We start from the raw sequence: 10,970 nt of genomic DNA, 5'->3' as shown, positions 1-10,970 counted from the left end.
GGACGCGCGCCAAGGCCTGCGCTGCGCACCTACCGCATCGCCTGACCAACCGTCTCGCGCGTCCTTCGACAAGCTCAGGACGAACGGATATTTCTAGGTGTTTGGTCCCAGCATTTGATGGTGCGGGTTTAGGTTGAATCGTTCAGGCTCGTTTGTCCAGCATTTGCAGATGTATTCGTAGGGCGTGAGGCCGCGCAGTGTCTTCAGACGGCGCCCGTAATTGTAGGCGTCAATGAAGTCGTGGAGGTGTGCAGTCAGCTGGGCATGGTTGTCGTAATGGTATCTCTTGACCGTTGCTTCCTTGATCGTCCGGTTCATCCGCTCGACCTGGCCGTTGGTCCAGGGATGCTTGATTTTGGTAAGCCTGTGCTCGATCTCATGCTCATCACAGACCCGGTCGAAGATGTGGTGGAAAGCGTATTTGTGGTGCGCCATGTTGGTGAACTGGATGCCGTTGTCGGTCAGCACGGTATGGATCGCATAGGGCACGGCAGCGATCAGATTGCGCAGGAACTGGGCAGCGATCATCTTGCCTGCTTCGCGATGCAACTCGACAAAGGCGAACTTGCTGGTCCGGTCGATCGCCACGAAGAGGCGCAGCTTGCCTTCAGCAGTTTGCACTTCTGCGATGTCGACATGGAAGTAGCCGATCGGATAGGTCTTGAACTTGCGCTTGGGCTCCTTGTCTCCCGTCACCTCGGGCAACCGGTTGATACCGTGCCGCTGAAGGCAGCGATGCAGGGATGAGCGCGTCAGGTGCGGGATCGTGGCCTGCAGGGCGTAGAGGCAGTCATCCAGCGGTAACAGAGTGTGCTTGCGGAAGGCGACAATGATCGCCTCCTCTTCAATGCCCAGCACCGTCGAGTGAGCATCCTTCGGGCCGGTCGGCAGGTCCTTGACCGCCGTGCGCTTCTTCCACTTGGCGACGGTCTTCTGGTTGATGCCGTAGCGCTTGGACAGAACCCTCAGGCTCTCTTGACTATGTTGTATCGCTCGACGGACTGCCTCAGTCGTGCGGGCGCTCCCGTGTAGAATCTGACCCATAGTGCATCCTTCCATTCCTGCATGGATAATGCACCATCAAATGCCGGGACCAAACACCTAAAAAACAGTGATATATCTCAATGCGCAAGCGGGCTCATGACAAGCCCTGCCGATTCATTCAGGTCGATCTTCGGCTACAACCTGAACGCCGCGCATGGGGACGATACGGGCCAAATGACTCGATATGCGAACGCCGCAGGAATGGCCGGGGGCTTTCGCCGTTATTGCCCCCCCGATTACTGCCCGGACGACGCGCGCGCGGCGGGGCTGTCGCTTTCCGGCGCCTTGATGATGTCGCGCACGCCCGCGCCCTTGGGCACGGTCTGGGTCTTGGGATCGCCGACCGTGCTGCGGATGCCCGGAGACGAAGCGCCTGCCTTGCCCAGCGCGTCGGTTTCGACCGCGCTGCGCGGGGCAGGACCGCCAAACAGCGCATCGAGCGCCTGACGGCTGGAATCGACATCCTGCGGGCGCGGCGCGCCGGGGTTCGGCGGGGTCAGCCCGAAATCGGGCGGAATAATCAGCGGCGCCTGACGCGTCACCGCGAATTCATCAGGGCGCACACGGTTGAACAGCGAGGAATGCGAACTGCACCCGCCCAGAAGGCCGGACAACGCCACCGCGCAACCGGCAAGGGAGTAAAGGGCGGTCTTGCGCATCAAGAATTCTCCGTGGGGGTTTTCGCAGGGCTGTTGCCGGGCTTTTCGCTGGAAAGCAGCGAACGGGCAAGCAGTATCAGCACGCCAAAAGTGATAGCCGCATCGGCCAGGTTGAAAATCAGGAACGGTCGCCAGGCGCCGATGTGGAAGTCGGCATAGTCGATGACAAAGCCATGCACCACCCGATCGTAAATATTGCCCAGTGCCCCGCCCAGCACCAGCGCCAGCCCGACCACATCGGCGCGCCGCCGCTCGACCATCAGCCAGGCAGCCACGCCCAGCGCGATTGCCGTCGTCACGCCGATCAGGATCAGCCGCATTTCCGCCGAAGTCGCAGTAAACAGCCCCAGCGAGACACCGAAATTCTGCGTAAAGCGCAAGGCAAAGATCGGCAGGACCGCAATCGCATCGCGATGATCGAGCGCGACCGGGCCCAGCAGCAAGGCCTTTACCCCGCGATCGATCGCAAAGACCAGCAGCGCCAGGCCATAGCCAAAGGCGCGCCGGGTCCATGCCTCGAACCGGACATTACCAGCGGTCATGCCGAAACACTGTCGATTTGCGCCACCACATCGTCACAACGCGCGCACAGCGCCCCATCCTGCGCGACTTCGGGCAGATGGCGCCAGCAACGGCCGCATTTGTGATCGTCGGTGCGCGTTACGGCCAGCGTATCGCCGCACTGCACCGAAGCGGTGATGAACAGCTCGGCCAGATCCGCCGCATCGCCCTCGGCCGGAACGGTAACAGCCGCTTCGAGCCCGGAGCCGATGACCTTTTCGCGGCGCAAGGGTTCGATCGCTTCATTGACCGTGGCGCGCAACGTGCGCAATTCGCTCCAGCGTTCGGCGTCGACCGTGACGGCCGGAATTTCGGGCCATTCGAGCAAATGCACGCTGCCGCCATCCGGATAACGCGTGCCCCAGACTTCCTCGGCGGTAAACACCAGCACCGGCGCGGCATAGCGCACCAGCGCATGGAACAGCATGTCGAGCACGGTGCGATAGGCGCGGCGCGTCGGCGACGTCGGCGCGTCGCAATAAAGGCTGTCCTTGCGGATGTCGAAAAAGAACGCCGAGAGGTCTTCGTTGGCAAAATCGCTCAGCGCGCGAACATAGGTGTTGAAATCGAAGTCATCGACCGCGCGGGCCAGAGTCGCATCAAGCGCGCCGAGCCGGGCGAGGACATAGCGCTCCAGCTCGGGCATGTCGGCAACCGCCACACGCTCCGCGTCGGAAAACCCGTCGAGCGCACCGAGCAGATAGCGGAACGTGTTGCGCAGCTTGCGATACTGATCGGCGACGCCTGCAAGGATTTCCTTGCCGATGCGATGATCCTCGGTGAAATCGACCGACAGCGCCCACAGCCGCAGGATGTCTGCGCCATAATCGCGCATCAGATCGATCGGGCTGACCGTGTTGCCGAGCGATTTCGACATCTTGAGGCCTTTGGCGTCCATGGTGAACCCATGGGTCAGCACCGCCTTGTACGGCGCATGGCCGCGCGTCGCGCACGATTCGAGCAGCGACGACTGGAACCAGCCGCGATGCTGATCCGATCCTTCGAGATAGAGGTCGGCGGGCGGGCCGACATAGCCTTCGGGGCGGACGAGATCGGGCCAGCGCCCGCTTTCGAGCACGAACGCATGAGTCGAACCCGAATCGAACCAGACGTCGAGAATGTCGGTGACCCGTTCGTAGTCATCGACCGCGTAGTCGGCTCCGAGATAGTCGGCGGCGCGCGCTTCGTCCCAGGCGTCGACGCCTTCTTCGGCGATTCCCGCAACGATCCGCGCATTGACGGCGGGATCGACCAGCACTTCGCCCGTCCGGCGGTGAACAAACAGCGTCAGCGGCACGCCCCAGGCGCGCTGGCGCGAAAGAACCCAGTCAGGGCGCCCTTCGACCATCGCGCCGATCCGGTTGCGCCCCTTTTCGGGCACGAAGCGGGTTTGTGCGATCGCCTTGACCGCGCGTTCGCGCAACGTGCGCGGGGCGAGCATGGCATCGAGTTCGTCGGCGTCAGGCGGCAGGATCGGCGGGATCGCCTTGTCCATCGGCACAAACCATTGCGGCGTGCAGCGAAAGATCACTTTGGCCTTTGACCGCCAGGAATGCGGATAGGAATGGCGATAGTCGGCGCTCGCCGCGACCAGCCCGCCCGCTTCGGCCAGCGCCGTGCAGATCGGCCCGTCGGGCGCATTGAACTTCGGATTGATCACGCTGCCTTCGCCCGGCAGCCACAGCCAGTCGGCGCGATAACAGCCATCGCCCTCGACTGCAAAGACCGGATCGATGCCGTGCGCCTTGCACAGCAGAAAGTCGTCCTCGCCATGATCGGGGGCCATGTGGACAAGCCCGGTGCCCGATTCGGTGGTGACGAAATCGCCCGCCAGAAACGGACGCGGGCGCGCGAAAAAGCCGCCGAGCGCATACATCGGATGGCGCGCAAGCGTGCCTTCGAGCGCGGCGCCCTTGATATAGAACAGCATCGTGTGGCTGTCCGCGCCGATGCGCTTGACAAAGGCATCGACCAGCGGCTCGGCCACGAGATAGCGCCGCGCACCGATTTCGATCACGAAGTAATCGACAGACGGCCCATAGGCGATCGCCTGGTTGGCCGGGATCGTCCAGGGCGTCGTGGTCCAGATCACCGCATAGGCACCGACGAGATCGGGCTCGGGGCTTTCGGTGATTTCGAATGCGACGTCGATCTGGGTCGAAACGATGTCTTCGTATTCGATTTCCGCTTCGGCCAGCGCGGTCTTTTCGACCGGGCTCCACATCACCGGCTTGGCACCGCGATAGAGCTGGCCGGTCTCGGCAAACTTCATCAACTCACGCACGATCGTCGCCTCGGCGGCGAAATCCATCGTCAGATAGGGATGATCCCAATCGGCATTGATGCCCAGCCGCTTCAACTGTTCGCGCTGGGTATCGACCCATTTGCGCGCATAGGCGCGGCATTCGGCGCGGAATTCGCGCGGGGGGACTTCGTCCTTGTTCTTCTTTTTCTTGCGATATTCCTCTTCGACCTTCCACTCGATGGGCAGGCCGTGGCAATCCCAGCCGGGCACATAAGGCGCATCCTTGCCGAGCAGGCTTTGCGTGCGCACGACCATGTCCTTGAGGATATGGTTGAGCGCATGGCCGATGTGCATGTCGCCATTCGCATAAGGCGGGCCATCGTGAAGGATGAATTTTTCGCGCCCCGCGCGGGCATCGCGCAAGGCGCGATACAAATCCGCATCTTGCCAGCGCGCGAGAATCCCCGGCTCTTTCTGCGGCAGGCCGGCCTTCATCGGGAACTCGGTCTTCGGCAGGAAGACAGTGGAACGATAATCGCGCTCTTGGGTCATGGGGCAAGGGCCTTAGCGAGCTTGCCCGCATCCTGCAATTGAGGACCGGGTCGGCATTGGCAGGATTGGAATATAGGGGGGCAGAATTAGAATTTAGGGGGTAGGATGTACCGCCCTGTAACGCGCTAAAGCAGCCTGCGCGCCTCGTCGCAGTCCTTGGCAATCTGCGCCATCATCGCATCGAGCGAATCGAATTTCCATTCGCCGCGCAGGAAATGGTGAAAGCCGACTTCGAGCGTCTGCCCGTAAAGATCGCCGGAAAAATCGAAAAAGTGCGGTTCGAGCAGTTCCTTGGGCGGATCGAACGTCGGACGAATACCGATATTGGCCGCGCCCTTGAGCAAAGTGCCGTCGGCCAGCCGCGCGGTTACCGCATAGATTCCGTAACGCGGACGCAGATAGTGCCCAAGCGGGAGATTGGCGGTCGGAAAGCCGATCGTGCGCCCCACTTTGTCGCCATGCTGGACAATTCCGCGAACCGCAAAGGGCCGGGTCAGCAGCCGCGCCGCAGTCGCGCAATCGCCCTCGACCAGCGCATCACGGATGCGGCTCGACGAAACGACTTCACCGCCGACAAGCACCGGCCCGACCGCGCGCGTGCGCAGACCCAGCGCCGCGCCCAACTCTGCCAGCACGCCGACGCTGCCGCCGCGCGCCTTGCCAAAGGTGAAATCCTCGCCCGTCACGACACCCGCCGCGCCCAGCCGCTCGACCAGCAGATCGCGCACGAATTCGGCCGCCGTGGTTCCGGCAAGCACGGCATCGAAGCCAAAGACGAGCATGGCATCGGCGCCGGCCTCGGCAAACAGTTCCTCGCGCTGATCGAGTGTGGTCAGCCGAAACGGCGGCGCATCGGGTTGAAAATGGCGCACGGGATGCGGATCGAACGTGGCGATGATCGCCGGGCGCCCCTCGGCGCGCGCCCAATCGACCGCCGCGCGTGCCACCGCCTGATGGCCGAGGTGAAAGCCGTCGAAATTGCCGAGCGCGATGATCGCGCCGCGAAAGGCTTCGGGCAAAGGATCGCGGGCATCAAAGCGCATCAGGCCGAAACCCTTTCCAGTGTAACGAAATCAAAGGCATCGTGCCCATCTCGCGCGATTTCGCGCCAGTGCGGGCCGGGCGCGGGCATGACCGTATCGCCGGCATAGGCGCCATGCACTTCGGTCAGTTCGATTCGCGCGGCATAGGGTTCCATCTGCGCGATGACCTCGGCCCCGCCAATCACCATCGCGTCCTCGCCCGCCAGCGCCAGCGCCGCTTGCGCCGAATAGACCGTCTCGGCCCCGGCGCGGTGCCAGGCGCGATCGCGCGTCAGCACGACATGGCGGCGGCCGGGCAGCAGCCCAGGCAGCGAATCAAAGGTCTTGCGCCCCATGATCATCGCCTTGCCCATGGTCAGTGCCTTGAACCGGCGCAGATCGGCGGGCAAGTGCCACGGCAGCCGCCCCTGATGCCCAATGGTGCCGTCGGCGGCGCGCGCGACAATAATCGTCAGGCCGGGGATCATCAGGCTGGGGATCATCAGGCCGGGCGCTGTCACAGCACCAGCCGCGTGACATGGCCCATCTTGCGTCCGGGGCGTGCGGCAGCCTTGCCGTAAAGGTGCAAGTGATTGGCCGGATCGGACAGGATCGTCGGCCAGTCGTGCGCGGCATCGCCGATCAGGTTATCCATCACCGCGCCTTTGGCCGCCAGCGCGGTCGCGCCCAACGGCAGGCCGCAAATCGCGCGGACATGGTTTTCAAACTGGCTGGTCAGCGCGCCCTCGATCGTCCAGTGGCCCGAATTGTGGACGCGGGGCGCCATTTCGTTGAACACCGGCCCGGCCTCGGTCGCAAAGAATTCGAGCGTCAGCACCCCGACATAATCGAGCGCGGCGGCGACTTTGGCCGCAAGGTCGCGCGCCTGCCCCACTTGCGCGACAATGCGCGGCGGCGCGGGCACCGTCGAGCGCGCGAGAATCCCGCCGTCATGCTCGTTCTGTGCCGAATCCCAAAAGGCCAGCTCGCCATCGGCCCCGCGCGCCAGAATCACCGAAAATTCGCCGAAAAACGTGACGAAACCTTCGTAGATCAACGGCACGGCGGGCAAATCGATCGCGTCCGCATCGGCGGGCGTCATGATCCGCCATTGCCCTTTGCCGTCATAGCCGTCGCGTCGCGTCTTGAGAATGCCCGGCGTACCGATCGCCGCCATCGCCGCCGTCAGATCGGCGCGCGAATCGACTTTGGCCCAAGGCGCGGGACGACCGCCGAGCGCTTCGACAAAGCTCTTTTCGCTGACCCGGTCCTGCGCCACTTCGAGCGCGCGCGCCGGAGGATGCAGCGCGGCATGCGCCTCGATCGCCGCGAGCGGCGCAGCGGCGACATTTTCGAATTCGTAGGTGACGACCGCGCATGTCGCGGCAAAGGCGGACAGCGCCGCCGTGTCGTCATAGGCGCCCCGCGTAAACTCGGCGGCGACATCGGCGGCAATCGAATCCGCCTCGGGCGCATAGATGTGGCAGCGATAGCCAAGCTGCGCCGCCGCCAGCGCGATCATCCGCCCAAGCTGCCCCCCGCCGAGAATGCCGATCGTTTCGCCGGGAGGAATCATCGTCTTCGTCATCGCCCGCCCGCTCAGACCGGCCGCTCGGCGACCGACTCAGTCTGTTCGGCGCGAAACGCGATCAGCCGTTCGGCCAGCGCCGGATCGGTCGTGGCGAGGATCGATGCGGCCAGAATCCCGGCATTGGTCGCCCCGGCTGCGCCGATGGCCAGCGTGCCGACCGGAATCCCGCCGGGCATCTGGACAATCGACAACAGGCTGTCGAGCCCGGACAGCGCCCGCGATTGCACCGGCACGCCCAGCACCGGCAGATGCGTCATCGCCGCAACCATGCCCGGCAGATGCGCCGCGCCGCCCGCGCCCGCGATGATCACGCGAAAGCCTTCAGCATGCGCCCCCTTGGCAAAATCGACCAGCCGATCGGGGGTACGATGCGCCGAAACGATGCGGCAATCGTGCGCCACGCCCAGCCGATCGAGCACGACCACGGCGTTTTGCATCGTTTCCCAGTCGGACTGGCTGCCCATGACGATCGCCACGGGCGGAGTGGCCGGCACGGTTGCAGTCATCGCGTCCCCTTCCTTCGCAAGCGGCTCAGCGCTCGGACAGGTAATAACGGTCGGTCGCCGCCAGCGCATCATCCAGTTCATAGATGATCGGCTGACCGGTCGGGATTTCGAGCCCGGTGATGTCGGCATCGGAAATGCCCGACAGATGCTTGACCAGCGCGCGCAGCGAATTGCCGTGCGCCGCGACGATCACCGTTTCACCGGCCCGAAGCGCAGGCACGATCGCCGTCTCGTAATAAGGCAGCACGCGCGCGATCGTGTCCTTGAGGCTTTCGGTCGAGGGAATCGCGATCCCGGCATAGCGCGGATCGCTCGCCAGATCGAATTCGCTGCCCGCTTCGAGCGGCGGCGGCGGGGTGTCAAAGCTGCGGCGCCAGATCTTGACCTGATCCTCGCCATGCCTGGCCGCCGTTTCCGCCTTGTCGAGCCCGGTCAGCCCGCCATAGTGCCGCTCGTTGAGCCGCCAGTCCTTCGTTTCGGGAATCCACAGCCTGCCCGCCGCTTCGAGCACGAGATGCAGCGTCTTGATCGCGCGGGTCTGCACCGAGGTAAAGGCGACCGTCGGCAGCACGCCCTTTTCCTTGAGCAGGACACCGGCGGCAAATGCTTCGGCAGCACCCTTTTCGGTGACATCGACATCCCACCAGCCAGTGAACCGGTTTTCCAGGTTCCACTGCGATTGGCCATGGCGAACAAGGATCAGGCGGGGCATCGGCGTTCCTGTTTGACAGCTTTATGGAAGGTGCGCGCCGTAGCGGCTCCGTCAGGATTTGGAAAGGTCGGTTTTCGGCGATTCGTCCTCGGAACCTGTCGCCGCCAGCGCGCGCGCCTGCGCCTTTCGCCGATGCAGATTCGCGCGCAACTGTTCGGCAAGCCGGGCCTGCCGAACATCCTTCTTTGCAGTACCGGGTGGAGGAACGCTCTGTGTCATGCCCCACGCTGTGCCGAATGCGGCGCGGGCAAGCAAGCCCCGCTTGACAAAGCCTGTCCCCACAGCCAAAGGGCGCGCCTGCCCCGGCGGCGCGATGCGCAAGACCGGGTCCGGCGGGAAATGGTGTGCTGCTGTAGCTCAGTGGTAGAGCGCATCCTTGGTAAGGCTGAGGTCGGGAGTTCAATCCTCCCCAGCAGCACCATTTCCCCGCCTCTTGAGCTGGGGTGCTGCGTGGCAAAACCGGTTCGCGAAGAAATAACTTGCGCTTCTTAATAGAAATTTTGTTGCGCCCGCTCATCCGAACGAATAGACTCGCGGCGCTATGATAGCAGCGGCTAGATCGCGGAGAGGTTCAGACAATGGCTGATGCCCGCATCGTTGCAAACAAATTTCTAGAACTCGCTCAAGATGATGCACGTGGGCTAACGCCCATGCAGGTGCTCAAGCTCGTGTATATTGCGCACGGGTGGTCGCTTGGCATTCATGGCAGGCCTTTGATCGAGCAATCCGTTCAAGCATGGCAATACGGCCCCGTCATCCCAGACCTCTATCACGCGATGAAAGGTTTTGGGGGCGGGTTTGTCGCTGGCTATCTGCCCTCTCGCGCTTACGAAACCCCCGACCGATTGACAGGTCAAGAGGCTCGGCTAATCGAGGATGTGTATCGCTTGTATGGTCACATGACCGGCATTCAATTGTCGCGCATTACCCATGCCGAGAACACTCCTTGGAGCATGACCTATGAGCCAGGCTCTTCAGGGGAAGTGATCCCAGCAGATCTGATCGCGGAACATTATCGCCGACTGGCAGAGGAACGGGCGCCGCGCGCCCATGCCTAAACAGAAAGCCATTGAGCCTAGGCTGCCATCGGTACTACCGCCGGAAGAAGCCTCACTGGCAGGTCAGGATGACGGCCCGAATGACCCGGCGGTGCAAGAAAATTTATGGCTTGATCGATCTCTATCCAAACACAAAGCCGAAGCGGCAGCCCTTAGGAATGATCTTGCACGAGCTTATATTGAAAACCTCAATGCCGACAGAGAACTCAGAAAAAAATATGCAAGTCAAATTCTCCTTTACCTTGAGTTTTATTCCGCCACCGTCGGCGCAATAATTATTCTATCCGGACTTAGCTTTATTAAAATTGACACAAATGTACTCCAAACTCTTGTTGGAAGCACGGCAGTAGCCGCTATCGGCCTAGTTGGATTTATAGCTCGGGGCTTGTTCAGGTCGAGCCCCCCTCCTCCGGGCAACTAGAGCACCCGAACATTCGAACACGTCATTGTGCAAAAAACAGGCCGGTGGCGACCACCGGCCTGAATTGCGTCATTTCTTAAAATGATCGTTATGCTCAATGTGCTGTGCCGCACGAACCAATTCAAAACGCGGATGGCCTCCGCAGTGATTGCAGGGCGGAAACTGCTTCCCATAAACGCAAGTCACCTCATGCGGTGAAGCATGATTGCGATCATGGATGACCCTATAAATTCCAGATCGCTCGACGGTGTCGCCGGGCTTGTAAACAGCAGTCATAATGCTTTTCCTCAATCGAAAAACACACAACCGCCTTGACCCGGACCTCGAAAGGAATAGGATTCCGCTCGCTGCATAGCCCAGTCCACCAGCGGTTGTACAACCTTGGTGGGTTGAAGGGGTCGAGGTAACGACTCGGCCCCTTCACGTCTGCCTTCATGATTCCGCGACTCCTTCAGACTAGAGCCTCGTGCCTTTAATCGGACGCATATCCGGCATCCTTGAGATAGTTCCAACACTCTTGAGGGGTGTAGAGGTCGCAGATGTTGCCGACGGCTTTCCAAAGCTCATCGATGGTCCTGGCTCCGATGCGTCTGAGGTGC

At 62.2% G+C, this 10,970-nt stretch carries 12 protein-coding genes and 1 tRNA gene; 3 read left to right on the top strand and 10 right to left on the bottom strand.

Annotated features, from left to right (window positions below):
• Positions 1–93 precede the first annotated feature (93 nt).
• The 9 genes from AQZ50_RS19785 to gpmA form a co-directional block, all read right to left on the bottom strand.
• Complete coding sequence (locus tag AQZ50_RS19785; RefSeq protein ID WP_067749399.1) at positions 94–1,044, bottom strand: IS481 family transposase; 951 nt, start codon at positions 1,042–1,044, stop codon at positions 94–96.
• Between the two features lie 236 nt (positions 1,045–1,280).
• Positions 1,281–1,703 (bottom strand): DUF3035 domain-containing protein, encoded by a 423-nt coding sequence (locus tag AQZ50_RS19780; protein ID WP_067749392.1) that lies wholly within the window; start codon positions 1,701–1,703, stop codon positions 1,281–1,283.
• Complete coding sequence (gene lspA, locus AQZ50_RS19775) at positions 1,703–2,245, bottom strand: signal peptidase II (protein WP_067749390.1); 543 nt, start codon at positions 2,243–2,245, stop codon at positions 1,703–1,705. The genes AQZ50_RS19780 and lspA overlap by 1 nt, the downstream gene beginning before the upstream one ends.
• Positions 2,242–5,061: an isoleucine--tRNA ligase gene (ileS, locus tag AQZ50_RS19770; RefSeq protein ID WP_067749387.1), complete on the bottom strand. Its 2,820-nt coding sequence runs from the start codon at positions 5,059–5,061 to the stop codon at positions 2,242–2,244. The genes lspA and ileS overlap by 4 nt, the downstream gene beginning before the upstream one ends.
• A 125-nt stretch (positions 5,062–5,186) precedes the next feature.
• Complete coding sequence (locus tag AQZ50_RS19765; protein WP_067749384.1) at positions 5,187–6,104, bottom strand: bifunctional riboflavin kinase/FAD synthetase; 918 nt, start codon at positions 6,102–6,104, stop codon at positions 5,187–5,189.
• Entirely contained in the window at positions 6,104–6,571 is a 468-nt protein-coding gene (locus AQZ50_RS19760) for a dihydrofolate reductase (RefSeq protein ID WP_067749397.1), read from the bottom strand. Before AQZ50_RS19760 ends, AQZ50_RS19765 begins: the two co-directional genes overlap by 1 nt.
• 29 nt (positions 6,572–6,600) lie before the next feature.
• Positions 6,601–7,659, bottom strand: coding sequence for a 5-(carboxyamino)imidazole ribonucleotide synthase (locus AQZ50_RS19755; RefSeq protein ID WP_067749394.1), 1,059 nt, complete (start codon positions 7,657–7,659; stop codon positions 6,601–6,603).
• Between the two features lie 23 nt (positions 7,660–7,682).
• On the bottom strand, positions 7,683–8,180 hold the full coding sequence (gene purE, locus AQZ50_RS19750; RefSeq protein ID WP_067749382.1) for a 5-(carboxyamino)imidazole ribonucleotide mutase: 498 nt from the start codon (positions 8,178–8,180) through the stop codon (positions 7,683–7,685).
• 25 nt (positions 8,181–8,205) lie between these two features.
• On the bottom strand, positions 8,206–8,892 hold the full coding sequence (gene gpmA, locus AQZ50_RS19745) for a 2,3-diphosphoglycerate-dependent phosphoglycerate mutase (protein WP_067749380.1): 687 nt from the start codon (positions 8,890–8,892) through the stop codon (positions 8,206–8,208).
• A 346-nt stretch (positions 8,893–9,238) separates the two neighbouring features.
• Between gpmA and AQZ50_RS19735 the strand changes: the two genes are divergently transcribed.
• The 3 genes from AQZ50_RS19735 (at position 9,239) to AQZ50_RS20675 (ending at position 10,371) form a co-directional block, all read left to right on the top strand.
• Positions 9,239–9,313: transfer RNA gene (locus AQZ50_RS19735), tRNA-Thr, on the top strand.
• A gap of 157 nt (positions 9,314–9,470) precedes the next feature.
• A complete protein-coding gene (locus tag AQZ50_RS19730) occupies positions 9,471–9,950 on the top strand; it encodes a Panacea domain-containing protein (RefSeq protein ID WP_067749375.1) in 480 nt (159 codons plus the stop codon).
• Positions 9,943–10,371 carry a hypothetical protein gene (locus AQZ50_RS20675; protein ID WP_156427463.1) on the top strand — a complete coding sequence of 143 codons (429 nt, stop codon included), beginning with the start codon at positions 9,943–9,945 and terminating at the stop codon, positions 10,369–10,371. Before AQZ50_RS19730 ends, AQZ50_RS20675 begins: the two co-directional genes overlap by 8 nt.
• Before the next feature lie 69 nt (positions 10,372–10,440).
• On the opposite strand, the gene AQZ50_RS20670 is transcribed toward AQZ50_RS20675, so the two are convergent.
• Entirely contained in the window at positions 10,441–10,647 is a 207-nt protein-coding gene (locus AQZ50_RS20670) for a hypothetical protein (protein ID WP_156427462.1), read from the bottom strand.
• Positions 10,648–10,970: the final 323 nt, after the last annotated feature.

The sequence above is a fragment of the Novosphingobium sp. Fuku2-ISO-50 genome (assembly GCF_001519055.1).
Taxonomy (GTDB): domain Bacteria; phylum Pseudomonadota; class Alphaproteobacteria; order Sphingomonadales; family Sphingomonadaceae; genus Novosphingobium.
Note: the sequence above shows the minus strand (reverse complement) of the source record. Positions and strands in the feature narration are given on the sequence as shown.

Bases quoted from the DNA above. Each gene is read 5' to 3' on its own strand.
- ileS (WP_067749387.1), bottom strand. From the start codon at position 5,061: ATGACCCAAGAGCGCGATTATCGTTCCACTGTCTTCCTGCCGAAGACC.
- AQZ50_RS19760 (WP_067749397.1), bottom strand. From the start codon at position 6,571: ATGATCCCCGGCCTGACGATTATTGTCGCGCGCGCCGCCGACGGCACC.
- AQZ50_RS20675 (WP_156427463.1), top strand. From the start codon at position 9,943: ATGCCTAAACAGAAAGCCATTGAGCCTAGGCTGCCATCGGTACTACCG.
- lspA (WP_067749390.1), bottom strand. From the start codon at position 2,245: ATGACCGCTGGTAATGTCCGGTTCGAGGCATGGACCCGGCGCGCCTTT.
- AQZ50_RS19730 (WP_067749375.1), top strand. From the start codon at position 9,471: ATGGCTGATGCCCGCATCGTTGCAAACAAATTTCTAGAACTCGCTCAA.
- AQZ50_RS19765 (WP_067749384.1), bottom strand. From the start codon at position 6,104: ATGCGCTTTGATGCCCGCGATCCTTTGCCCGAAGCCTTTCGCGGCGCG.
- AQZ50_RS19785 (WP_067749399.1), bottom strand. From the start codon at position 1,044: ATGGGTCAGATTCTACACGGGAGCGCCCGCACGACTGAGGCAGTCCGT.
- AQZ50_RS19780 (WP_067749392.1), bottom strand. From the start codon at position 1,703: ATGCGCAAGACCGCCCTTTACTCCCTTGCCGGTTGCGCGGTGGCGTTG.
- purE (WP_067749382.1), bottom strand. From the start codon at position 8,180: ATGACTGCAACCGTGCCGGCCACTCCGCCCGTGGCGATCGTCATGGGC.
- AQZ50_RS20670 (WP_156427462.1), bottom strand. From the start codon at position 10,647: ATGACTGCTGTTTACAAGCCCGGCGACACCGTCGAGCGATCTGGAATT.
- gpmA (WP_067749380.1), bottom strand. From the start codon at position 8,892: ATGCCCCGCCTGATCCTTGTTCGCCATGGCCAATCGCAGTGGAACCTG.
- AQZ50_RS19755 (WP_067749394.1), bottom strand. From the start codon at position 7,659: ATGATTCCTCCCGGCGAAACGATCGGCATTCTCGGCGGGGGGCAGCTT.